The sequence below is a fragment of the Sphingomonas naasensis genome, from assembly GCF_004792695.1.
Taxonomy (GTDB): domain Bacteria; phylum Pseudomonadota; class Alphaproteobacteria; order Sphingomonadales; family Sphingomonadaceae; genus Sphingomonas; species Sphingomonas naasensis.
Genome location: NZ_SRXU01000013.1, coordinates 1 through 23,176, shown reverse-complemented (window position 1 = coordinate 23,176; position 23,176 = coordinate 1). Strand labels below are relative to the sequence as shown.

Here is a 23,176-nt window from a genome sequence, read left to right as displayed (position 1 = left end):
AGCCCTTCCCTTGGAGGGATGGGAAGGGGCGGGTCAGCGGCGGACGGGGCTCGATCCCCCGTTCGGCGCTTCGAGGCTCGTTCCGGACGCTCGCTTCGCTCGCGACCCACCATGATCGGGTGAACAGCGCCCCGCGCTGTTCAGGCCATGCCGGGAGCATCGCCGGCCCGGCCATCCCTCCCTTGAAAGGGAGGGGCTTTCAGTCGACAACCCGCCCATGCCCGCCGACGCCCCCGACGCCTCCGGCCACCGCGCGCGCCTGCGCCGGCGCCTGTTCGAGGGCGGCCCGGATGCATTGCTCGATCACGAGCTGGTCGAATATCTCCTCGCGCTTGCCATCCCGCGCCGCGACACCAAGCCGCTGGCACGGGCGCTGCTCACCGAGTTCGGCGGGATCGGCGGGCTGCTCACCGCCGACGCGGAGGCGCTCGCCCGCGTCCCCGGCATGGGCGAGACCAGCGCGGCGGCGCTCAAGGCCGCGCACGCCGCCGCGCTGCGCCTGCTCCGCTCGGCGGTCACCGAACGCCCGATCCTCGCCAATTGGCAGGCGCTGCTCGATTATCTGCGCGCCGACATGGCCCACCATGCGATCGAGCGCGTCCGCGTGCTCCATCTCAACGCGCGCAACATGCTGATCCGCGACGAGCTGATGAACGAAGGCTCGGTCGACGAGGCGCCGGTCTATGTCCGCGAAGTGATCCGCCGCGCGATCGATCTCGGCTCGGCGGCGATCATCCTCGTCCACAACCACCCTTCGGGCGATCCCTCGCCCAGCCGCGCCGATATCGAGATCACCCGCCAGGTCGCCGAAGCCGGCAAGCGGCTCGGCATCGCGGTGCACGATCACATCATCCTCGGCACCGAAGGCCATGTCAGCCTGCGCGCGCAGGGGCTGATCTAGGAACCAACCCTGGAAAACGACACTCTCCCGTTCGACACGCGCTGGGCGAGCGCGGCCGATCTCCCGGCGCTGCAGGCATTGATGCGACGCGCCATCGATACCTTGCAGGCGGACTTTCTTTCGCCCGCGCAAGTCGCGGCGAGCCGCGCGGTGATGGGCCTCGACACCCAGCTGATCGCCGACGGGACCTATCTCGTCGTCGAGCAGGCCGGGCGCATCGTCGGCTGCGGCGGCTGGAGCCGGCGCGCCACGCTATATGGCGGCGATCACAGCACCGGGCTGCGCGATCCCGCGCCGCTCGATCCCGCCCGCGATCCGGCCAGAATCCGGGCGATGTACACCCACCCCGATTTCGCCCGCCGCGGCATCGGCCGTCTCATCCTCGCGACCTGCGAGAACGCCGCCGCTGCCGAGGGCTTCGCGGCGGTCGAGCTGATGGCAACCCTCAGCGGCCAGCCGCTCTATGTCGCGTGCGGCTATCGAGGCGTCGAGGCGGCCGAGGCGATCGTGGAGGGGGTCAGCGTGCCGCTCGTCCGCATGCGCAAGGATCTTTCGGGCCCCTCCGGCGCTCAGCGGAACGGCCGATCCAGGGTTCGTTAAGCCCGATCGACTAGACCGCGGGCGACCCCGGGGGAGACGATCGCGATGCCGGTCCTGCTCAAGCGCTGCATCACCGGCGCAGCCTATACGCCGTTCGACGCCGACCAGCCCGACTATTTCAGGGGCGGCCAGAACTACTACGAGTTCCGCGCGGGACGCTGCCTGTGGGAGCCCGGCTATGACCACATCACTTCGGCGACGCAGGAGCGCAAGACCGCGGGCCGCATCCCGGACATCATCACCGTCCGCACGATCCGCGTGTGCAGCCAGCGCTTCAAGGACTTCGTCGAGAGCTGGGAGCCCGGACTCCATTTCTTCGAGCCCTTCACGCTGCGGCGCAAGACAGGCGAGGATCTCGGCGCGTGGTACAAGTACAGCGTCGGACAGGACATCGATTGCCTGCTGACCGCCGGCGTCGAACAGCATTTCTCGAGCTACCCCGATCACGACGGCGGCACGCGCTGGAATTTCGACATCGGCAATGCCGTGAAGCACGCGCACTACAGCCAGCAGCATCCCGACAAGGCGGACACGCCCCCGCTACGCGTCAGCGGCGCGGCAATCGAAGGCGCGCATTGGTGGACCATGGGCCTGCTCGGCCTGCACGGCGTGGACTCGCCGATGCTGATGTCCGACGCGATGTACGCGGCCTTCCGCAAGGAGAAATTCCGCGAGTTCGATGATCTGGGCCGCGTCGAGATTGCCGACCAGCCCTGGCGCGCCGAAGAGAATATGGGCCCGATGCTCGACCAATGGCGCGCCCGCGAAGCCGAGATCGCACGCCGCTGGCCCGCGGACCCGCCGCGCCGCGGCCGCGCAGCCGGCTGAACGCCAAACGGCCGCCGGAAGGATCCGACGGCCGCTCGGGAGCCGCGCCATGCGTACGGGCGCGAGGGAGATCAGGACGCCTTGGGCGTCAGGAACGTCGTGAGCTCGGCCTGGTTGATCGCCTTGCTCTTGTCGGCATCGGCGGCGGCGAAGGCCTGGCCGAGCCAGACATTGGCGTCGGCCGAACCAGGCACGAAGCTCGGTTCCGAAGCCTTGCGCAGCGCGCTCATCCAGGTGCCGAATTCGGCGTCGCTCAGCATGCCGTTGGCATCCTTGTCATAGGTGCCGAAATCGCGGCTGACGGCCTGCGCGACCTGATCCTGCGTTGCCGCGGGCTGGGCGGCCGGCTGGGCCGCGGCCGTCCCCGCGGTTCCGGCGCCGCTGGTGCCCGAAGGCGCAGCCTCAGGCGTGGGCTGGGTCGGCTGGGGGGGCTGCGCCGGGGCCGGCTGCGTCGCGGGCTGGGCGGGCTGCGTCGGAGTCGGCTGCGCGGCCTCGGTGGCCGGTGCCGGAGTCGCCGCTGGCGCCTCCTCTACCGTTCCCGAGCCCTGCGTGCCCGGCGCGGCGTCGTCGGTCGTCGCGGGCGTCGCCGGCTTTGCGGCCTTGTCCTTGGGGGCGACCTTCTGCTCCTGTTTGGTTTCGGTCGCAGGCTTGTCCTGCGCAAAGACCGGCGCAGCAACGAGTATAGATGTGGTGAGAAGAACAGCCTTCAGCATATAGATAAACTCCTGTTTGCACTCCTGCGTGTAGATCGCGGAGCTTGAAATCTCTCGGAACTCGAAGATATCAACTGCCAGGCTTTCGCCTTGTTCCGGCATTTGATCTTCGGTTACACCGCTCATCCTCCCCATGCTGCGGCTTATCGCATTTCGTTTGCCGTGTTGCCTCAACGCAACGCGGCCACCTTGCAGGCAAAGTTTGTGCCGATCTTGCGAATCTCCTCCGCCGCCATGGCCGGCCGGCGCCCGCTGGCCTACCGAACCCGCCCATCACCCTGCCCCGGAGCGTTTTCGTGAAGCGTTTTCGCCTGTTGCTGCTGTCCGCCCTCGCGGGGCTCTGTGCGAACCCCGCACAGGCGCAGGACCTGTCGCCGCCCGGCCTCGGCAATTCGACCGCGGCGCCGGTCGGCAAGCCGTTCGCTCTCCCGGAAGGCGTCACGCTTCGTCAGCCGATCAAGCCCTATGACGCGTCTCGTCCACAGGACTGCGGCAACCGGGACGCGAAAAAGGCCTATGGCACCGACGGGCATCTCATCGCCCTGTGCCTGCAGTTCACCAACCGGACCGGCGCGCCGATCGACGTCACGCTGCCGCCCGGGCTGATCTTTCGCTCGCGCAACGTCCGGAAGCAGAATGGAATCGTCGTGCAGAGCCAGGTGATCCAGGTGCCGCCCGCCGCGATCTTCTACGCGCCGCTGCGGCTCTACTGCGCCAACGGGAATCGTCCGGGTCCCGGCGACGACGATCTCTACGATCTCGGGCCGATCACCGAGGCGCCGCAATTGATCGCGCTGTTCCGCAAGCTCGCCGGCAAGAATCTCGCCGGCGTCGACGTGATCCAGGGCTTTGTCTGGGATACCGCGGCCACCGGCGAGATCAGTGCCTTTGTCGACATGATGGACACGCTGCCGGCGCCCGCCTCGCGCTAGTCGCGGCGCCCCCCGTGCGGCTTGCCTTGCCGCTCGGTCCCTCCGGCTGCTAGGGGCGCGCGCAAGCCCGTCCCTGTCGGAGATACACCATGGTCCCCCGTTACTCGCGGCCGGAGATGACCGCGATCTGGTCGCCCGAAGCCCGTTTCCGCATCTGGTTCGAGATCGAGGCGCACGCCACCGAGGCGCTCGCCGAGCTCGGCGTGGTGCCCCGATCGGCCGCCAAGGCGCTGTGGGACTGGTGGGCGACCAATCCCGCGATCGACGTCGCCGCGATCGACGCGATCGAGGCGGTGACCAAGCACGACGTCATCGCCTTCCTCACCTGGGTGGCCGAGCAGGTCGGCGAGGAAGCGCGCTTCATGCACCAAGGCATGACCAGCTCGGACGTGCTCGATACCTGCCTCGCGGTCCAGCTCGCCCGCGCCGCGGACATCCTCCTCGCCGATCTCGATCAGCTGCTCGCGATCCTCGAGCGTCGGGCGAAGGAGCACAAATTCACTCCGACGATCGGCCGCAGCCACGGCATCCATGCCGAGCCGGTCACCTTCGGCCTCAAGCTCGCCGAGGCCTATGCCGAGTTCAGGCGCAACCGCGCCCGCCTCGTCGCCGCGCGCGCCGACATCGCCACCTGCGCGATCTCGGGCGCGGTCGGCACCTTCGCCAATATCGATCCGCGCGTGGAAGCGCATGTCGCCGCGAAGCTCGGCCTGTCGGTCGAGCCGGTCTCGACCCAGGTCATCCCGCGCGATCGCCACGCGATGTTCTTCGCCACTTTGGGCGTGATCGCCTCGTCGATCGAGCGCCTCGCGGTCGAGGTCCGCCACTTGCAGCGCACCGAGGTTCTGGAAGCCGAGGAATATTTCTCGCCCGGCCAGAAGGGCTCGTCGGCGATGCCGCACAAGCGCAACCCGGTGCTCACCGAGAATCTCACCGGACTCGCCCGCATGGTCCGCAGCGCCACCATCCCGGCGATGGAGAATGTCGCGCTGTGGCATGAGCGCGACATCAGCCACTCCTCGGTCGAACGCTATATCGGCCCCGACGCGACGATCACGCTCGACTTCGCGCTCGCCCGGCTCAGCAACGTCATGGACAAATTGCTGGTATATCCGGAACGGATGCAAAAGAACCTCGATCGCATGGGGGGGCTCGTCCACTCGCAGCGCGTGCTGCTCGCGCTCACCCAGGCCGGGGTCTCCCGGGAGGACAGCTATCGCCTCGTCCAGCGCAACGCGATGAAGGTGTGGGAATCGGACGGCCAGCTCTCGCTGCTCGAATTGCTCAAGGCCGATCCCGAAGTCACCGCGGCGCTGTCCGCAGAGGAGCTCGAGGACAAGTTCGACCTCGGCTATCACTACAGGCAAGTCGATACGATCTTCGACCGCGTGTTTGCTTGAACCCTGCCCATAAGGCTCTTCGCGACGGCACCGCCGAAGCGCACGACCGGGTCGACGCCGCCTTCGCGGCGTTCGATCTCGGCGATCGCGAGAGCTATGCGGCGTTCCTGCGCGCGCATGCCGAGGTGCTGCTGCCGCTCGAGGCGGCGCTCCCCGGCGCGCGGGTCACGCCCGATTGGGAGGATCGCAAGCGCGGGGCGCTGCTGCGCGAGGATCTGGCGTTCCTCCGCGACGCCCCTCTCCGCCACCCCGGCGAAACCCCGGACGACGGTGAAAAGGCGGACGGCGCATGGGACGAAGCCGCCATCGCCGGCGCGCTCTACGTCATCGAAGGCTCGCGCCTCGGCGGCCGCTTCCTCGCCCGGCAATTGCCTCACGGCTTCCCGCGCGCCTATCTTGATGCAGATCAACCATCTGAAAAATGGCGTAATTTGCTGGAGCGTTTCGAACCGATCCTCTATCAGCCTGCCCAATTGCAGTCCGCCCTGGCCAGCGCGCACAGCGTGTTCGCGGCTTTCGAGCGTTCCGCGAAGCGCTGGGCGAAAGGCTGAACTTGGCGGATAGCGATCAGTTCGAGGTCGACCTCACAAACTGCGATCGCGAGCCGATCCACGAGCTCGGCGCGATCCAGCCCTTCGGCTTCCTGCTGGCGCTCTCCACCGACTGGCTGATCCGCCGCGCCTCGGCCAACATCCACGAATTCCTCGGCGTCGAGGCGGGCGAGCTGCTCGGCACCTCGGCGATCGCGCTGTTCGGCGAGCACGCGGTGCACACGCTGCGCAATCGCCTCGCGATGCTGCGCGGCGACGACGCGGTCGAGCGCGTGTTCGGGCTCGTCATCGCCAATGGCCGCCGGCTCGATTTCGCGCTCCATCTGGTGGGCGACGTCATCGTCATCGAGGGCGAGAACAGCGGCGACGAGGCGGCGTCCGATGCGGGCTCGGCGATCCGCGCGATGATGGCGCGGCTCGACGCGACCCAGGACACCACCGCTTTCTACCGCGAGGGCGCCCGCCAGGTCCGCGCGCTGACCGGCTTCGATCGCGTCATGGTCTATCGCTTCGATCGCGACGGCTCGGGCGTGGTCGTCGCCGAGGCGGCGCGCGCCGGGATCGGCAGCTTTCTCGATCTGCGCTATCCGGCCTCGGACATCCCGCAACAGGCGCGCAAGCTCTATCTGCGCACCCCGTTCCGGATCATCGCCGATGTCGAGGCCGATCCGGTGCCGATCCTGCCGCGGCGCGACGAGACCGGCGCGCCGATCGACCTGTCGCTCTCAGTGCTGCGCTCGGTCTCGCCGATCCACATCGAATATCTCAAGAACATGGGCGTCGGCGCCTCGCTGTCGATCTCGATCATCGTCGAGGGCCAGCTCTGGGGGTTGTTCGCCTGCCACCATTACGGCCATCGCCGGCCGAGCTTCGAGCGCCGCTCGATCGCCGAGCTGTTCGGCCAGATGTTCGCGCTCAAGCTCGAGAGCCGCGAGCGCAAGGCGCTCCAGTCGTACGAGACCAGCGCCCGCGCGAGCAGCGACCGGCTGCTCGCCGCGGTGGCGGGTGACTCCGGCCTGCTCGACAATCCCGATTGGCTCGGCGCGATGCTGCGCGAGACGGTGCCGTGCGACGGCATCGCGATCTGGATCGACGGCAAATGCGCGCACAGCGGGCTCACGCCGCCGCCCGAGGCCTTTGCCGCGCTGGTCCGCCGGCTCAACGCGATGGCCGCCGGACGCATCTTCGCGACCGACCGCCTCGCCGAGACGCTGCCCGCCGCGGGCGCGTGGGACGATGTCGCCGCCGGCCTGCTCGCCATCCCGATCTCGCGCAGCCCGCGCGACTATGTGCTGCTGTTCCGCCAGGAGAAGGTCCGCACGGTCAAATGGGCGGGCGATCCGCACAAGCCCGCCCAGCTCGGCCCGCACGGCCCGCGCCTGACGCCGCGCAAGAGCTTCGAACTGTGGAGCCAGGAAGTCCGCGGCCGTTCCGAGCCCTTCTCCGCCGCCGAGATCCGCGTCGCCGAGATGCTGCGCGCCTCGCTGATCGAGGTCGTGCTGCGCCTGTCCGACGATGCGCAGGAAGAACGCCGCCGCTTCTCGGAGCGGCAGGAGCTGCTCATCGCCGAGCTCAATCACCGCGTCCGCAACATCCTCAGCCTGATCCGCGGCCTGGTCCGCCAGTCGCTCGACCCCGACGCCGATACGCGCAACACGATCGCGCTGCTCGAGGGCCGGATCGAGAGCCTCGCCCGCGCGCATGATCAGATCACGCAGGACAATTGGTCCGCCGCCCCGCTCGGCCGGCTGATCGAGACCGAGGCCGCGGCCTATCTCGGCGGCAAGAGCCGGCGCCTCGTCTGCAGCGGCCCCGCGGTGCTGCTCCATCCCAACGCCTTCTCGACGCTGGCGCTGGTGTTCCACGAGTTGATGACCAATTCGGCCAAATATGGCGCGCTGTCGGACAATGGCACCGTCCAGGTCGAATGGCGGCTCGACGACGACGGCGATCTGCGCATCGACTGGCGCGAGCATGGCGGCCCCGCGGTCAAGCCTCCGAAGCGGCAAGGCTTCGGAACCACGATCATCCAGCGCTCGATCCCCTATGATCTCGGCGGCAGGGCCGAGGTCCGCTATGCGCTGACCGGGCTCGAGGCCGATTTCTGCGTTCCGGCGCGCCATGTCGCAGCGAGCAACAGCGCGCATGGTCCGGGGGCCGCGATCAGCATCTCCGCCGACGCCGTGCCCGATCGCGCAGTGCTGCGCGGCGCGGTGCTGCTCGTCGAGGACAGCCTGATCATCGCGATGGATGCCGAGGACATCCTCGTCCGGCTCGGCGCCGAGCGCGTCGTCACCGCCGCGAGCATCGGTCAGGCGCGGCGCGAGATCGAGCGCGACACGTTCGAGGTCGCGGTGCTCGACGTCAATCTGGGCAACGAGACCAGCATCACGATCGCCGACACGCTGCGCGCCGGCGGGGTCCCCTATGTCTTCGCCACCGGCTATGGCGAGCAGCTGCGCCTCCCGCCCGAGCATGAGGGCGCGCCGATCGTCCAGAAGCCCTACACGCTCGCCAGCCTCGCCCAGGCGCTCGCGCCCGCCGTTCGCGCGCGCTGACCCCCGGCTTTCCAGCGCCGCCGATCGCGCTTATTCTGGCGCGGGCTGAATCGGGGAACGGGCGATGGCGATCGGGGCATCGGTAGGCAGGAATGGCGTCAACGAGCTCGCCGACGTTCTCGTCGTCCAGCATCTGCTCAACGACTGGCTGACCACCCTGCGGCAGACGTTGGTGCCGACCAAGGGCATTTGCGGGCCGATGACGATCGAGACGATCGAGGCGTTCCAGACGCGCGTGCTCGGCAGCACCGCGCCCGACGGACGAATCGATCCGGGCGGGCGCACGTGGAACGCGCTGACGTCGCGCAACTTCGCGCCGGCACCGGCGCCCACTCCCGCCCCCGCCGCCCCGGCGACCGCGCTCAGCGGCGCGACGTGGTGGCAGGCCAATCAGGCGCGCTTCCCCAACAGCGCCACGATCGCCGATCTCGTCCCACCGTTCCGCGACAAGGTCACCGCGTTCGTCGCCGCGCTCAGGGACGCCGGCGCCACGGTCAAGGTGTCGGCGACGCGCCGCAACCGCACCCGCGCCCAGCTCATGCATTTCTGCTGGCGCGTCGCGCATGGCGAGGTTGCGCCGAAGGACGTGCCGGCGATCGCCGGCTGCGACATCAAATGGGATCACGGCGATCTCGCCAAATCGAAGAAGGGCGCGCAGGAGATGGTCGATCTGTTCGGCATCGCCTTCCAGCCCTCGCTCACCTCGCTGCATATCGAAGGGCGCGCGATCGACATGACGATCGGCTGGAACGGGACGATGCAGGTCCGCGACCAGGCAGGCACCCGCCGCACGATCGGCGCGCCGCGCTCGGGCGACGCCAATCGCGATCTCCACGCGGTCGGCGCCAGCTATGGCGTGATCAAATTGCTCTCCGATCCGCCGCACTGGAGCGACAACGGCCACTGATCGATCAGGCGCCGATCAGGATGCGCCCGCGCAGATCGGGCAATGCGAAGCTCTGGCCGGCACCGCCATAGGTCGTGCCGATCAATTCGAACAACGCCGGATATTGCCCGGCGGCGAGCAGCGCGCCGTCGCATAAGGCCCAGCCCGGCGGCGGCGCGCTGCCGGCATAGGCGATCACCTGCCCCAACCATCCCTCGGATTGCGGGAAGGCACCCGTCCCACTCGCGGGCGGCGCCGCGGCGGCGACGTTGATCAGATAGTTGAGCCCCATCGCGGGCACCGGTTCGGGGACATGCCCGCCGAGCGCGACGGCGGGCAGGCCCGGCGCCGCGCCCGCGCCGATCACTGCGAAGCCCGCCAGCCCGGGCAACCCGAAGGTCACGGCATTGCCGCCAAAGGTCTGGCCGATCACCTGGTAGAGCGCGACGTTGCTCGGGATCGTCAGCAGCGATCCGTCGCATTTCGCCCAGCCCGCCGGCACGGTGTTGCCGCCAAAGGCCACCACCATTCCCGGCAGCGGCGCGCCGCTCGTCGCCGCAGTCGCGATCAGATAGGTCATCGCGAGCGTCTGCGGCCCCGTCATGCCGAGCTGCTGCCCGCCCACCGGAGTACGGCCGGTCAGATCGGGCAGCGCGAGGTGCGTGCCGTCGCCGCCATAGGAAAGGCCGATCACCGCCATCAGCGGCTGGTTGGTCGGAACCGGCAGCAGCCGCTTGTCGGCGGGTGGCGCGCCGAAGGCCTGCGCTTGCCCCGCGAAGCTCTGGATCATGCCAAGCGTGAAGCCGTTCGCGGCGCCCGAAGGCGTCGGAAACGCGCCCGCCACCGCCATCAGCTGGGGCAGCGCGAGCATCGGTTGCGGTGCCGGTCCGGGTCTGTCCAGCGGCGGTGCATCGCGCGGCGGCGCCGCCGGAATGCCTCGGGCCGGCACCCCGGTGCCGCCGGCCGATTGGTCGAAGCCGAGCAAACGAAACAGGCGCCGCAGCGCGTCGATGAGTCGTGTCAGCATGGGCGATGCCCCCCGTGGAGCCTGTCCGCCCCGGCAAATACATACGCCTCGGCGAACACGCGGTCCAACAATCGGTCGGGTATTGCTCGAAACTGGACGCAACGATTTGCGGGGCGATCCGATTCATCTTCGGGGGCCGGCCGCCGATTGCGATATTCGCGCCGATTTGGCCCTTGCCGCCGGCGATCATTTTGCGCCGAGTAGCGCCAGCGTCGTTTCGTCGGCGGGGAAAAAGGCTTCGATCGCGAGCTCGTCGAGCGTCACGTCGCGCGGGGTTCCGAAGATCGTGGTGGTGCTGAAGAAGCGCAGCGTGCCCAGAGGCGTCGCCAGCGCGAGCGGCACCGCCACCTCGCCGAACCCGTCGACATCGCCGCTCCCCTCAGCCGAGGGATAGCCGCAAAACTCGTCGAGCAGCGCCGCCAGCGCCGGGTCGCTGGTCAGCCAGGCCTGCCGCCGCAGCCGCTCGAGCAGATGCCCGCGCCATTCGCCGAGGTTCAGGATGCGCGGCGCCAGCCCTTGCGGGTGCAGGCTCAGCCGCAGCACGTTGATCGGCCCCTCGAGCAGAAAGGGGGCGACGCCCTCGAGCAGCGGCGCCACCGCGGCGTTGGCGGCGACCATGTGCCAGTGCCGGTCGATCGCGAGCGCAGGAAAGGGTTCGTGCCCCTTGAGCACCATCTCGACCGCGCGCCGCGCCGGGGCGAGCTGCGGATCGTCGAGCGGGCGCTCGGCATAGACCGGCGCGTAGCCGGCGCCGAGCAGCATCGCGTTGCGCTCGCGCAAGGGCAGGTCGAGCTGCTCGGCGAGCAGCAGCACCATCGCCCGGCTCGGCTGGGCCCGCCCGGTCTCGATGAAGCTCAGATGCCGGGTCGAGATCTCGGCCTCGAGCGCGAGGTCCATCTGGCTCAGCCGGCGCTGCTGGCGCCAATGCCGGATCTGCTCGCCGAGCGGACGAACCTGCTGCCTGTCCATAACATTCTCCTTGCCCGGGCCCTGCTAGCCGCGGACCGGCGCCCGACCAATTACCTCGCGGGTAATCGACCGGCTGCGGAAAATCGCAATTTTGGGGGGCACCGCAAGCAAGGAGAAACGATCATGACCCGCCACCCGCTGCTCCGTCCGGTGCTGTTGTTCGATGCCGCCACCTGCCTCGCCATGGGCGGCCTGCTCGTCGCCGCCGCCGGTCCGATCGCCGGCCTCACCGATCTGCCCGAGCCGCTGCTGCGCGAAGCCGGTATCCTGCTCTTCCCCTTCGCGCTGTTTGTGCTGTGGGCGGCGCGGCGGGGCGCCGGCTGGCCCGCGCGGACCGTCGCCTCGGCCAATCTCGGCTGGGTGGCCGCGAGCCTGGCCGCGATCCTCTGGACCGCGCCCAATGCGTTCGGGATCGCCTTCGTCGCCGCGCAGGCGCTGGCGGTCGCCGGCATCGCCGCGCTCCAGCTGCACGCGCTGGGCGCACGGGCGCAGAGGATGTGATCCCGATCCTCCCCCGCCGGGGGGAGGATCAATCGGGCCTAGCCGGCGACGGCCTTTTTCAGCTTTTCGAAGAAGCCGCTCGTCTGGGGGCATTCCTCGCCGGTCTCGGTCGCGCGGAATGCCTCGAGCAGCTCGCGCTGCCTGGCATTGAGCTTGGTCGGGGTCTCGACCTCGAGCCGCACGACCAGATCGCCGCGCCCGCGCCCCTGCAGCACCGGCATGCCGGCGCCGCGCTGGCGCACTTCGCGGCCCGATTGGGTGCCCGGCGCGATCTTGATGACGTGCTTCTCGCCGTCGAGCCCGGGCAAGGTGATCTCGCCGCCCAATGCCGCGGTGGTGAAGCTGATCGGTGCGGTCGCGAACAGGCTGGTCCCCTGCCGCTCGAACAGCGGGTGCCGGGTCACGTGGAGGAAGATGTAGAGATCGCCCGACGGCGCGCCGCGCGCGCCTGCCTCACCCTCGCCCGAAAGCCGGATGCGCGTGCCTTCATCGACGCCTGGCGGGATGTTGATCTTGAGCGTCTTGGTCTTGTCGGTGCGTCCCTCGCCGCGGCAGTCGCGGCAGGGATCGCTGATCACCTCGCCCGCGCCGTGGCAGACCGGGCAGGTCCGCTCGACCATGAAGAAGCCCTGCTGCGCGCGCACCTTGCCGTGGCCGTTGCACTGCTTGCAGGCATGCGCCTGCGTGCCGGGGGTCGCGCCGCTGCCCGAGCAGCTGTCGCACACGCCCGAGACGTCGACGGTGATCTCGCTCGATCGCCCGTGCCACGCGTCCTCGAGGCTGATCTCCATGTCGTAGCGCAGATCGGCGCCGCGCAGGTTGGGACGCCCGCCGCGCCCGCCCATGAACTCGCCGAACACGCTTTCGAAAATGTCGCTGAACGCGCCGAAATCCTGCGCGCCATGGCCGCCGCCGCCGAAGCCGCTCGCGCCGTTCTTGAACGCGGCATGCCCGAAGCGGTCATATGCCGCGCGCTTCTGCGGGTCCTTGAGGCACTCATAGGCTTCACTGACGGCCTTGAACTTGGCCTCGTGATCCTTGCACCCGCCATTCTTGTCGGGATGATACTTCATCGCGAGCTTGCGATACGCCGATTTGAGCGTCGCATCGTCCGCGCTGCGCTCGACTTCGAGCAGTTCGTAATAATCGACTTCGGTGGTCATCTAACCTCGGCCCCCGCCCAAAACCGTCACCCCGGTGCCCCCGGGGTGACGGCAGGTACGCTGCAGTTACGCCTTGTTGTCGTCCACCTCGGAGAACTCCGCGTCGACGACTTCCTCGCCGCCCGCCTCGTTCCCCGCAGCCGCGCCGGCCTCGCCCGAAGGCGATGCCTCGGCCTGCTGCTGCTTCTCGTAGATCGCCTGGCCCAGCTTCATCGCCACCTGGGCGAGATTCTGCGCCTTGGCCTGCATCTCGTCGGCGTCGCCGCCTTCGATCGCAGCCTTGGTCTCGGCGATCGCCGCCTCGATCTCGCCCTTCAGCGCCGCGTCGACCTTGTCGCCATTCTCGGCGATCTGGCGCTCGGTGGTGTGGACGAGGCTCTCGGCGTTGTTCTTCGCCTCGGCCGCGGCACGCCGCTTCTTGTCCTCTTCGGCGAACTGCTCGGCATCGCGGACCATCGATTCGATGTCGGCGTCCGAGAGGCCGCCCGAGGCCTGGATGCGGATCTGCTGCTCCTTGCCGGTGCCCTTGTCCTTGGCGCTGACGTTGACGATGCCGTTGGCGTCGATGTCGAACGTCACTTCGATCTGCGGCACGCCGCGCGGCGCCGGCGGGATGCCGACGAGATCGAACTGGCCGAGCATCTTGTTGTCCGCCGCCATCTCGCGCTCGCCCTGGAAAACGCGGATCGTCACGGCGTTCTGATTGTCGTCGGCAGTCGAATAGGTCTGCGACTTCTTGGTCGGGATCGTCGTGTTGCGGTCGATCATCCGGGTGAACACGCCGCCCAGCGTCTCGATGCCGAGGCTCAGCGGAGTCACGTCGAGCAGCAGCACGTCCTTGACGTCGCCCTGCAGCACGCCCGCCTGGATCGCCGCGCCGATCGCCACGACCTCGTCGGGGTTCACGCCGGTGTGCGGCTCCTTGCCGAAGAACTGCTTCACGACTTCGCGCACCTTGGGCATGCGGGTCATGCCGCCGACCATCACGACCTCGTCGATCGCGCTCGCCTTGAGGCCGGCATCGGCCAGCGCCTTGCGGCACGGCTCGAGCGTGCGCTGGATCAGATCGTCGACCAGACGCTCGAGATCGGCGCGCGAGATCGACTTCACCAGATGCTTCGGCCCGTTGGCGTCGGCGGTGATGAAGGGCAGGTTGACCTCGGTGGTCTGCGCCGACGACAGCTCGATCTTGGCCTTCTCGGCGGCTTCCTTGAGCCGCTGCAGCGCCAGCTTGTCCTTGGTCAGGTCGATGCCCTCGGCCTTGCGGAACTCGTCCGCGAGGAACTGGACGATCTTCGAATCGAAGTCCTCGCCGCCGAGGAAGGTGTCGCCGTTGGTCGCCTTCACTTCGAACACGCCGTCGCCGATCTCGAGGATCGAGATGTCGAACGTGCCGCCGCCGAGGTCATAGACCGCGATCGTCTTGCCGTCGTTCTTCTCGAGGCCATAGGCGAGCGCCGCCGCGGTCGGCTCGTTGATGATGCGCAGCACTTCGAGGCCGGCGATCTTGCCGGCATCCTTGGTCGCCTGGCGCTGGGCGTCGTTGAAATAGGCCGGGACGGTGATCACCGCCTGCGTCACGGTCTCGCCGAGATACGATTCGGCGGTTTCCTTCATCTTCTGCAGCGTGAACGCCGAGATCTGCGACGGCGAATAATCCTCGCCGCCCGCCTTGACCCATGCGTCGCCGTTCGGCCCGCGCACGATCGAATAGGGCACCAGCTCGGTGTCCTTCTTGGTCACCGGATCATCGAAGCGGCGGCCGATCAGGCGCTTCACTGCGAAGATGGTGTTGTCGCCGTTGGTGACGGCCTGGCGCTTGGCCGGCTGGCCGACCAGCCGCTCGCCATCCTTGGCGAAGGCGACGATCGAAGGCGTGGTGCGCGCGCCTTCGGCATTTTCGATGACCTTGGGCTTGCCGCCTTCCATAACGGCAACGCAGCTGTTGGTCGTGCCCAGATCGATCCCGATAACTTTAGCCATGGTCCCTCGTTGGCCCCCAGTGTTCAAAGGTCAGTGTTCAAAATCAAAAACTTGCCCGCCCCGCGCGCCGATCAGGCGACGCCGGGAGAGCCGGTTGCGCAGTCGATATAGGTGCGCTTCGGCTTGCCGCAAGAAGGACGTAATTCTAGGAGCTTTCCCGAAATGGGAGGTGGGCCGATGCGTGGATTTGCGGGAATCGTTGCGGCGGGATTGTTGCTCGCGGGATGCGGGCAGCCTGCCGAGCTCGGCGCGGACAAGGCGTGGGTGCGCCTGCCGGCGGTCGCCGGCCGCCCCGCCGCGGCCTATTTCACGCTTCACGGCGGCGCCCAGGCCGACACCTTGCTCGCCGTGTCGACTCCAGCGGCGCTGCGCGTCGAGCTCCATCAGACGACCGATCATCAGGGCGTCAAATCGATGCAGCCCATCCACGACGTCCCCGTCCCGGCAAAGGGCGCAGTCGAATTCGCCCCCGGCGGCCGCCACGTCATGCTGTTCGATATCGGCCCGGGGGTGAAGCCGGGCACTCGCATCCCCCTCGCGCTCGCCTTTGCCGGCGGCAAGCGGATCGAGGTGCAGGCCCAGGTCGTCGGCGCCGGCGATCCCCCGCCGCATCCATAACCCGTCATCCCGGCGAAGGCCGGGATCTCGTGCCGCAGACCGTTCGCGGGCGGCCCGCGATCCCGGCTTTCGTCGGGATGACGAGATGGCTATCCTCGGCAAAAGGGAGGGCTCACATGCCGCAGACCATCGACCGTTTCCGCTCGTCCACGCTCGGCTGGCTGCGCGGCACGCTCGCCGGCTGGGGGACGATCCTGCTCGCCGCGGCCGGGCTGATCGGCTCGATCTGGGCGCTCGCCCAGCGTCCCGTCGGCGTCTGGGCGTGGCTGTTCCCGCTCCTCCTCGTCGCCGCGCTCGCGCTGCTGCTCACCAAATGGCTCGCCAACCTCGCGACCACCTATGAAGTCACCGAGGACCGGATCATCCTCCATCGCGGCATCGTCCGCAAATCGATCGACGAGATCGAGCTCTACCGGGTCAAGGACGTCCGCATCGACTTCTCGATCGTCAACCAGCTCGCCGATCTCGGCACGATCAGCATCGCCTCGTCGGACGAGACCACCCGCGACGGTCCGCTCGTCATCGCCGATGTCGAGCGCGCCCGTGCGCGCCGCGAGCAGTTGCGCGATCTGGTCAACACCGCGCGCCGCAACCGCGGGGTGCGCGAGATCGACATGGTGCACGAGGACCTCGGCGACCTGACGCCGTAGCCGCAACGCGCCGCGGGGCCGGACCCCGCACCGTCAACGAACCGGGGGAAATCGATGCGCACCATCGCCACGCTCGCGGCGCTCGCCGGGCTGCTCCTGCCCAGCCTCGCCGTGGCCGAGGGCTGCCCGCGCACCGCCGAGGGCGCCCGCGCGCTCGTCGCCGGGCGCACGGTCATCGCGTCCCGGGCCGAGGGCGGCTTCGCGCAGGACGGCTTCACCAGTTTCGCCGGCAGCGGCCTGATGTTCGGCATCCAGCCGGTCGAATATGAGCTGCAGACCAAGCGCGGCCAGGTCCGCGAGCTGCGCATCTACCTCCCGGGCACCAATGTCGCGCCTTATTCCTATGCCTTTCGCAACGCGCACGGCGGCGCCACCTGTACGGCGAGCGAATGCAAATGGGAGAAGCCCGGCAGCCCGCTCGGCGCGCTCAACCGGGCGACGCTGATGGAGACGATCTACAAGCGCGGTGCGGTGACGCTCTGGTGCTTCTACACCAACCAATCCGGCTGGTGAGGAAGCGCGCCCCTGGGGCGAGGCGCGCGCGGCGAACCCGATAAAACGCACTTTCCCCGAGGTCGTTCCGCGCGCGTCGCGATTTCGCCGCAAATGACTTGCTGATTACCTCGCCCGCGCTGTATGTGACTGGTCGATGACAGTCCCTCCACCGGACGGATCACGAGATCGCCGGATCGAGGATCCGACCAACCTTTGGCTCATACATCCGGCGGGGCGCCTCCTGCTCCCCTGGTTCGTGGCGCACGGCATTTCGGCCAATGCCGTATCGGTGCTCGGCCTCGTCCTCGGCGCGCTCGCCGCCGCCGCCTACGCCAATTGGACGTCGTGGCCCTTCGCCTTTCTCGGGCTGGTCTTCTCGATCGGCTGGCTGATCGCCGACGGGCTCGACGGCATGATCGCCCGCGCGACCGGCACCGCCAGCGCGCTTGGCCGCGCGCTCGACGGGATGTGCGATCACGGGGTGTTCGCGCTGATCTATCTCGTGCTCGCCTTTTCGGTGGGCACCGCCGAGGGCTGGGCGCTGGCGGTCGGCGCCGGCGTGCTCCACGCCGTCCAGTCCAATCTCTACGAAAGCGAGCGCGCCCGCTTCCATCGCCGCTGCAAGGGCCTCGCCCCGGCTGCGCCCGCGCCGAGCCGCAATCCGCTCGTCCAGCTCTATGATCGCGTCGCCGGCAGCGTCGATCGAATCGCCTTCCGGTTCGACGCGGCGCTCGCCGCCGCCACCGATCCGCGCGCCTTCGGCGAGGCCTATGGCGCCCGCGCGCTCGGCCCGATGCGGCTGATGCGGCTGCTCACCGCCAATGCCCGCGTGCTCGCGATCTTCGCCGCCTGCCTCGCCGCCGATCCGCGGCTGTTCTGGTGGTTCGAGATCGTCCCGCTCACGGCGGTGCTGGTCATCGGTCTCGCCTGGCACCGCGCCATCGAATCCCGCCTCCTGCGCAATGCCGGAGCGGCGACCCAACAACTCCCGCAATCACCTATCCAGAGGACCTGAAAGTCATGAAAAGCATCAACGTCGCGATCGTCGGCATCGGCAACTGCGCCAGCTCGCTCGTCCAGGGCCTGTCGCATTATCGTGACGGCGCCAACGACACGGTCGGCCTGATGCACTGGGACCTCGGCGGCTACCGCCCCAGCGACATCCATGTCGTCGCGGCGTGGGACGTCGATGCGCGCAAGGTCGGCAAGGACGTCTCGGAGGCGATCTTCGCCAAGCCCAATTGCACCGCCGTCTTCTGCGAGAGCATCGAGCCGACCGGCGCCGTGGTCCAGATGGGCCGCATCCTCGACGGCGTCGCCGAGCATATGTCGGACTATAACGACGATCGCACCTTCGTCGTCGCCAATGATCGCGAAGCCACCAAGGAAGAGGTCGTCCGCGTCCTGCGCGAGACCAAGACCGACGTGCTGATGAACTATCTCCCGGTCGGGTCGCAGGAAGCCAGCGAGTTCTACGCCGAATGCGCGCTCGAAGCCGGCGTCGCCTTCGTCAACAACATCCCGGTGTTCATCGCCAGCAACCCCGAATGGGCCGATCGCTTCACTGCGGCGGGCGTGCCGATCATCGGCGACGACATCAAGGCGCAGCTCGGCGCGACGATCGTCCACCGCGTGCTGACCGATCTGTTCGCCAAGCGCGGCGTCAAGCTCGATCGCACCTATCAGCTCAACACCGGCGGCAACACCGACTTCCTCAACATGTCGAACCACCGCCGTCTCGCCTCGAAGAAGATCTCGAAGACCGAGGCCGTGCAGTCGGTCGCGGCCGAGCGCCTCGAGGACGAGAATGTCCATATCGGCCCGTCGGATTACGTGCCGTGGCAGAACGACAACAAGGTCTGCTTCCTGCGCATGGAAGGCTCGATGTTCGGCGGCGTGCCGATGAACCTCGAGCTGCGCCTGTCGGTCGAAGATTCGCCCAACAGCGCCGGCGTCGCGATCGACATGATCCGCTGCGCCAAGCTCGCCAAGGACCGCGGCATCGCCGGCCCGATCGACGCCGCCTCGGCCTATTTCTGCAAGCATCCGCGCACCCAGATGACCGACGATCTCGCCCAGACCGCGGTCGAGGCGTTCATCGCCGCCGCCTGAGCCCGATGATCACCACCGCCATCCTGCTCGCCGCTGGCGAAGGCAGTCGCCTTCGCGCCGCGGCGGCCTCCAAGCCCCTGTGCCCGGTCGGCGGCAAGCCGCTGATCGAGCACGCCATTGCCGGCTTCGCCGCGGCGGGGCTCGAACGGGTGGTGGTGGTGCTCGGCTATGAAGCCGGCGCAATCGAGGCGCATCTCGCCGCCGGCACCTGGCCGATCGCGGTCGAGACCGTGCGCACCGCCGACTATCGCCAACCCAACGGCGTCTCGGTGCTCGCCGCCGAGGCTGCGCTCGCCGGCGGCGAGGCGGTGCTGGCGATGTGCGATCATCTCGTCGATCCCGCGCTCTACGCCCGGGTGGCGCAGGCCGGCGCGGGCGCCGGAGCCCGCCTCGCGATCGACCGCGACATCACCAGCGATCTCGTCGATCTCGACGACGTCACCGCGGTGCGCACCGAAGGCGAGGCGATCGTCGCGATCGGCAAGCATCTCCCCGACTATGACTGTTTCGACACCGGCGTCTTCGCGATCGGCCCCGGGCTGTTCGCCGCGCTGAACGGCCTCGAATCGCCGTCGCTCACCGAGGGCATGCGCGTCCTCGCCGCGGCGGGCACCGCGCTGACCATCGACTGCAGCGACCTGAGCTGGATCGACGTCGACGATCCCGCCGCGCTCGACAAGGCCGAGCACTGGCTCCGCGCGGCCTGAGCGGCTCGCCGATCGCTAGCCCTACCTCATCCTCGGGACAGGGCGGCGGCAACCCCTGACGGTACCGCACTCGACTTTGATCCGATCGACGACGGTGCTTGCAGCGCCCTAGCCTCCCGGTCGCCGAGCAGCGGTCCAGCCCGGATCGCCGCCTGTCGACCGGAAGGAAATTCCCATGCCCATGATCCCCACCAGCGACGGCACCCAGATTTTCTACAAGGATTGGGGTCCCCGCGATGCGCAGCCGGTGATGTTCCACCATGGCTGGCCGCTCAGCGCCGATGACTGGGACAACCAGATGATGGCGTTTCTCGCCCAAGGCTATCGCGTGATCGCGCACGATCGGCGCGGCCACGGCCGCTCGAGCCAGACCAGCGAGGGCAACGACATGGACACCTATGCGTCCGACGTCGCCGCGCTGGTCGAGGCGCTCGACCTGCGCAACGCCATTCATATCGGCCATTCGACCGGCGGCGGCGAGGTCGCCCGTTACGCCGCCCGCGCCCTGCCGGGGCGCGTCGCCAAGGCGGTGCTGATCGACGCCGTGCCGCCGCTTCTCGTCAAGACCGCGGCCAATCCGGGCGGAACCCCGGTCGAAGTGTTCGACGGCATGCGCGCCGCGCTCGTCACCAACCGCGCCCAATTCTATCTCGATTTCGCCAGCGGGCCTTTCTACGGCTTCAACCGCCCGGGCGCGAAGGTCTCGGACGGCCTGATCCGCAACTGGTGGCGCCAGGCGATGATGGGCAGCATCAAGTCGCAATATGAGTGCACCAAGGCCTTTTCGGAGACCGACTTCAGCGACGACCTCAAGGCGATCGAGGTCCCCGTGCTCGTCATTCACAGCGAGGACGACCAGATCGTGCCCTATGCCGATTCGGCGCCGCTCACGGTCAAGCTGCTCCGCAACGGCATCCTCAAGACCTTCAAGGACCTGCCGCACGGCTGCTGCCAGACGCATCCCGAGCTGATCAATGCCGAGCTGCTCGCCTTCGCCCGCGGCGAGACCGTGCGCGCCGAGCCGGCGCTCATCGCGTCCGTGGTCGCGTGAGACAAGACTCCCTCTCCCCTTGTGGGAGAGGGAGGGAGCCGACTTTGGTCGGCGGAAGGGTGAGGGGGATGGCCAAGAGCCTGCTCCCCCTCATCCTTCCCACGCCTTCGGCGCGGGCCCCTTCCTTCTCCCACAAGGGGGGGAAGAGGTCAGCCCCTGCCTCACGTCGCCAGCGCCACCGCCACCGCGGCTTGCGCGTGCAGCGCGGTCGTGTCGAACAGCGGCACCGCGCTGTCCTCCTGCCGCACCAGCAGCTTGATCTCGGTGCAGCCGAGGATCACCGCCTCGGCGCCGTCGGCGACCAGCCGCGCGATGATTCGGCGAAACGCCGCACGCGATTCGGGCAGGACCTTCCCGGCGACCAGCTCGTCATAGATGATCCGGTGCACCACCGCGCGGTCAGCCGCATCCGGGATGCGCACGTCGAGGCCGTGCCGCTCGGTGAGCCGATCCTTGTAGAAGCCCTGCTCCATCGTGAAGGCGGTGCCGAGCAGGGCGACGGTGCGAAGCCCCGCCGCCCTGATCGCCCCGGCGGTCGGGTCGGCGATGTGGAGCAGCGGCACCGCCACCGCCGCCTCGATCGCCGGCGCCATCCGATGCATCGTGTTGGTGCAGATCAGCAGCAGCTCGGCGCCCCCCGCCTCGAGCCGCCGGGCGGCGTCGATCATGCGCCCGGTCAGCCCCTCCCAGTCGCCGCGATGCTGCAGCGCCTCGATCTCCGAAAAGTCGAATGACCACAGCAGGCATCGCGCCGAGGCAGTCGGCCCCAGCCGGTCGCGCACGCCCTCGTTGAGGATGCGATAATATTCGGCCGAGCTCTCCCAGCTCATTCCGCCGATCAGCCCGATCATCCGCATCGCCGGAACGCCACGCCTATTTTTTGCAGAGGCCGAACGATTCCAGATAGACCTCGTCCGAGACGATCCTCGAATTGCATACCTTGGGTGCCAGCGCGGCGGCCTTGGCCGGATCCTTCGGCCCACCCTCGCCGAGCGAGGCCATCTTGAACAATTTCAGGCAGGAAGTGCCGGTGGTCCAGTCGTCGGGCTTGCAGCCGCGCGCATAGGCGCTGCGCGCCTTGACGGGATCGGGGGTTATCCCAAAGCCGAGTTCATAGGCGGCGCCGAGCCGCTGGCATTCCTGCATGTCGCCGGCGTTGCAGCTCGCCTCGCGCTTGGCGAAGTCGGATTGCCCGGTGCCGGCGAGACCGGGCGATGCCAGGCCCAACGTCGCAACCGCCAGCCCGGCGGCGCCCACAAGATACTTCATCCAACTCCCCCATCCCTGTGTCGCGGCAAATAATGCCGCCGCAAAAGGCCAGTGACAAGCGCCGCGCGCGCCGTATGCTGCCGCCGTGCCCAACGACGCCCGCTCTCTGACCGAAGGCGAGACCCGCATGTGCGCGTCGGTGTTCGGCGATGCGATCGACTATGCCCGGGCCCGCGTCGCCAACAGCAAATGGATCTTCTTCCAGCCGTCGAACACCACGATGGCGCCGCGCGGGACGATCCATTTCCATCCGAAGAGCGGCATCTATCACGAAGATTTCAGCCAGGCGCCGCTCGGCGTCCAGGGGCTGTTCGTCCACGAGATGACGCATATCTGGCAGCATCAGAAGGGCATCTTCCTGCCGATCAAGCGCCATCCCTTCTGCCGCTACGACTATGCGCTCAAGCCCGGCCAGGCGTTCGAGAAATACGGCCTCGAGCAGCAGGCCGAGATCGTCCGCCACGCCTTTCTCCTGCGCCACCGCGCGATCATCGCCGCGGCGCCCGCGCTCGCGCAGTACGAGACGCTTCTCCCCTTCCGACCCACCTAGTCCTCGCGCGTGGCGCGGCCCTTGGGGCCCGCCGGCGAATAGGGCGTCGACGACCGCGCGGGTGCCGGTGCCGCGCGCGGGGCGGGCGGCGGCGCGGCGCGCGGGGCGGCCGACGGCGTGCTCGGCGTGTAGCTCGGCCGCGGCGGCGGGGCGCTGCGTTCCGGGCGCGGACCCTCCGCGGACCAGTTGCGCCGCGGCGTGGACGACGGCGCTCCGCCCGACCAGTCCCTGCGCGGCGTCGGTGCGGGCGAGGGCGCAGCGCCACCATCGGCCGGTGCCGGCCGCCGCCAGCCAGACCGCGCGCCGTCGGGGCGTGTCCAGCGCGGTGTGGAGGTGGTTGACGGCGTCGCGGTGCCATCAGAGGGGGACGGCGGCCGCCGCCAGCCGGACCGTTCGCCGTCCGGGCGCGTCCAGCGGGGACGCCCTTGCGACGCCGGCGTCGGCGGAGTGGCCGAACCATCGGGCTGCGCGGTTGCGCCGCTACCCGGGCGCGGGCGGCCACCCCAGCCGGGGCGTCGCGGCCGATCGCCCGGCACCGTCTGCGACGTGTCGGGAGTCACCGCGCCCGAATCGACCGGACCGAGCTTGGCCGGGCGCCGCGGTCCGCGCGGATAGTTCGGCACGGATTGGCCGGCATCGGGACGCGGCGGCCGCCCCGCGCCCGGGCCGCCCGGGCGATGCCATTGCCCCGGCTGCCGCGGCGGGCGTCCCG

The 23,176-nt window shown here is 68.9% G+C and carries 24 protein-coding genes and 1 pseudogene; 17 read left to right on the top strand and 8 right to left on the bottom strand.

The features are described from left to right. Positions 1–217 precede the first annotated feature (217 nt). The 3 genes from radC (at position 218) to E5A74_RS20230 (ending at position 2,329) form a co-directional block, all read left to right on the top strand. A complete protein-coding gene (gene radC / locus E5A74_RS20240; RefSeq protein WP_135987442.1) occupies positions 218–901 on the top strand; it encodes a RadC family protein in 684 nt (227 codons plus the stop codon). An 81-nt stretch (positions 902–982) separates the two neighbouring features. After that, positions 983–1,501, top strand: a complete 519-nt coding sequence (locus E5A74_RS20235) for a GNAT family N-acetyltransferase (RefSeq protein ID WP_135987441.1) — start codon at positions 983–985, stop codon at positions 1,499–1,501. Positions 1,502–1,546: 45 nt separating this feature from the next. Beyond that, positions 1,547–2,329: a hypothetical protein gene (locus E5A74_RS20230; RefSeq protein ID WP_135987440.1), complete on the top strand. Its 783-nt coding sequence runs from the start codon at positions 1,547–1,549 to the stop codon at positions 2,327–2,329. Between the two features lie 71 nt (positions 2,330–2,400). On the opposite strand, the gene E5A74_RS21150 is transcribed toward E5A74_RS20230, so the two are convergent. After that, positions 2,401–3,042 carry a calcium-binding protein gene (locus E5A74_RS21150; protein ID WP_206365932.1) on the bottom strand — a complete coding sequence of 214 codons (642 nt, stop codon included), beginning with the start codon at positions 3,040–3,042 and terminating at the stop codon, positions 2,401–2,403. A gap of 296 nt (positions 3,043–3,338) precedes the next feature. Between E5A74_RS21150 and E5A74_RS20220 the strand changes: the two genes are divergently transcribed. The 5 genes from E5A74_RS20220 to E5A74_RS20200 all read left to right on the top strand — a co-directional run bounded on the left by E5A74_RS20220 (position 3,339) and on the right by E5A74_RS20200 (position 9,390). Beyond that, positions 3,339–3,974: a hypothetical protein gene (locus tag E5A74_RS20220; protein ID WP_135987439.1), complete on the top strand. Its 636-nt coding sequence runs from the start codon at positions 3,339–3,341 to the stop codon at positions 3,972–3,974. A gap of 89 nt (positions 3,975–4,063) precedes the next feature. Further along, on the top strand, positions 4,064–5,374 hold the full coding sequence (purB, locus tag E5A74_RS20215) for an adenylosuccinate lyase (RefSeq protein ID WP_135987438.1): 1,311 nt from the start codon (positions 4,064–4,066) through the stop codon (positions 5,372–5,374). Continuing rightward, positions 5,371–5,925 carry a biliverdin-producing heme oxygenase gene (locus tag E5A74_RS20210; RefSeq protein ID WP_135987437.1) on the top strand — a complete coding sequence of 185 codons (555 nt, stop codon included), beginning with the start codon at positions 5,371–5,373 and terminating at the stop codon, positions 5,923–5,925. Before purB ends, E5A74_RS20210 begins: the two co-directional genes overlap by 4 nt. Before the next feature lie 2 nt (positions 5,926–5,927). Then, entirely contained in the window at positions 5,928–8,483 is a 2,556-nt protein-coding gene (locus E5A74_RS20205; RefSeq protein WP_135987436.1) for an HWE histidine kinase domain-containing protein, read from the top strand. A gap of 64 nt (positions 8,484–8,547) precedes the next feature. Then, complete coding sequence (locus tag E5A74_RS20200; protein ID WP_135987435.1) at positions 8,548–9,390, top strand: hypothetical protein; 843 nt, start codon at positions 8,548–8,550, stop codon at positions 9,388–9,390. A 4-nt stretch (positions 9,391–9,394) separates the two neighbouring features. Here E5A74_RS20200 and E5A74_RS20195 read toward each other — a convergent pair whose 3' ends face one another. Together E5A74_RS20195 and E5A74_RS20190 are read right to left on the bottom strand one after the other, a co-directional pair. Then, a complete protein-coding gene (locus E5A74_RS20195; RefSeq protein ID WP_135987434.1) occupies positions 9,395–10,396 on the bottom strand; it encodes a tail fiber protein in 1,002 nt (333 codons plus the stop codon). Positions 10,397–10,582: 186 nt separating this feature from the next. Next, positions 10,583–11,365: a helix-turn-helix domain-containing protein gene (locus E5A74_RS20190; RefSeq protein WP_135987433.1), complete on the bottom strand. Its 783-nt coding sequence runs from the start codon at positions 11,363–11,365 to the stop codon at positions 10,583–10,585. Between the two features lie 123 nt (positions 11,366–11,488). On the opposite strand from E5A74_RS20190, the gene E5A74_RS20185 reads away from it, so the two are divergent. Further along, on the top strand, positions 11,489–11,866 hold the full coding sequence (locus E5A74_RS20185) for a hypothetical protein (protein WP_135987432.1): 378 nt from the start codon (positions 11,489–11,491) through the stop codon (positions 11,864–11,866). A gap of 38 nt (positions 11,867–11,904) precedes the next feature. Here the strand turns inward: E5A74_RS20185 and dnaJ are convergent, their stop codons facing one another. Both dnaJ and dnaK read right to left on the bottom strand, forming a co-directional pair. Continuing rightward, the gene (gene dnaJ, locus E5A74_RS20180; RefSeq protein WP_135987431.1) at positions 11,905–13,029 is read right to left on the bottom strand and encodes a molecular chaperone DnaJ; all 1,125 of its coding nucleotides are present in this window, start codon (positions 13,027–13,029) and stop codon (positions 11,905–11,907) included. 66 nt (positions 13,030–13,095) lie between these two features. Beyond that, on the bottom strand, positions 13,096–15,012 hold the full coding sequence (gene dnaK / locus E5A74_RS20175; RefSeq protein ID WP_135987430.1) for a molecular chaperone DnaK: 1,917 nt from the start codon (positions 15,010–15,012) through the stop codon (positions 13,096–13,098). A 177-nt stretch (positions 15,013–15,189) separates the two neighbouring features. Here dnaK and E5A74_RS20170 point away from each other — a divergent pair, with 177 nt between their 5' ends. From E5A74_RS20170 to E5A74_RS20140, 7 genes are all read left to right on the top strand, one after another. Then, positions 15,190–15,630 (top strand): copper chaperone PCu(A)C, encoded by a 441-nt coding sequence (locus tag E5A74_RS20170; RefSeq protein ID WP_135987429.1) that lies wholly within the window; start codon positions 15,190–15,192, stop codon positions 15,628–15,630. A gap of 116 nt (positions 15,631–15,746) precedes the next feature. Beyond that, a complete protein-coding gene (locus E5A74_RS20165) occupies positions 15,747–16,280 on the top strand; it encodes a PH domain-containing protein (protein WP_135987428.1) in 534 nt (177 codons plus the stop codon). A 54-nt stretch (positions 16,281–16,334) separates the two neighbouring features. After that, positions 16,335–16,793: a hypothetical protein gene (locus tag E5A74_RS20160; RefSeq protein WP_135987427.1), complete on the top strand. Its 459-nt coding sequence runs from the start codon at positions 16,335–16,337 to the stop codon at positions 16,791–16,793. Positions 16,794–17,031: 238 nt separating this feature from the next. Continuing rightward, complete coding sequence (locus tag E5A74_RS20155; RefSeq protein ID WP_240699910.1) at positions 17,032–17,790, top strand: CDP-alcohol phosphatidyltransferase family protein; 759 nt, start codon at positions 17,032–17,034, stop codon at positions 17,788–17,790. A 5-nt stretch (positions 17,791–17,795) separates the two neighbouring features. After that, positions 17,796–18,887, top strand: coding sequence for an inositol-3-phosphate synthase (locus E5A74_RS20150; protein WP_135987425.1), 1,092 nt, complete (start codon positions 17,796–17,798; stop codon positions 18,885–18,887). 5 nt (positions 18,888–18,892) lie between these two features. Next, the gene (locus tag E5A74_RS20145) at positions 18,893–19,594 is read left to right on the top strand and encodes an NTP transferase domain-containing protein (protein ID WP_135987424.1); all 702 of its coding nucleotides are present in this window, start codon (positions 18,893–18,895) and stop codon (positions 19,592–19,594) included. Positions 19,595–19,769: 175 nt separating this feature from the next. Next, positions 19,770–20,645, top strand: a complete 876-nt coding sequence (locus tag E5A74_RS20140) for an alpha/beta fold hydrolase (RefSeq protein WP_135987423.1) — start codon at positions 19,770–19,772, stop codon at positions 20,643–20,645. Between the two features lie 161 nt (positions 20,646–20,806). Here the strand turns inward: E5A74_RS20140 and E5A74_RS20130 are convergent, their stop codons facing one another. Continuing rightward, positions 20,807–21,502, bottom strand: a complete 696-nt coding sequence (locus E5A74_RS20130) for an aspartate/glutamate racemase family protein (protein WP_135987421.1) — start codon at positions 21,500–21,502, stop codon at positions 20,807–20,809. Positions 21,503–21,518: 16 nt separating this feature from the next. Next, a complete protein-coding gene (locus E5A74_RS20125) occupies positions 21,519–21,914 on the bottom strand; it encodes an SEL1-like repeat protein (protein ID WP_135987420.1) in 396 nt (131 codons plus the stop codon). A 127-nt stretch (positions 21,915–22,041) separates the two neighbouring features. On the opposite strand from E5A74_RS20125, the gene E5A74_RS20120 reads away from it, so the two are divergent. Beyond that, the gene (locus E5A74_RS20120; RefSeq protein ID WP_206365935.1) at positions 22,042–22,464 is read left to right on the top strand and encodes a vgr related protein; all 423 of its coding nucleotides are present in this window, start codon (positions 22,042–22,044) and stop codon (positions 22,462–22,464) included. Here the strand turns inward: E5A74_RS20120 and E5A74_RS21145 are convergent. Beyond that, positions 22,461–23,176 (bottom strand): annotated as a pseudogene (locus E5A74_RS21145) (hypothetical protein); the annotation flags it as partial. The gene E5A74_RS20120 and the pseudogene E5A74_RS21145 overlap by 4 nt on opposite strands.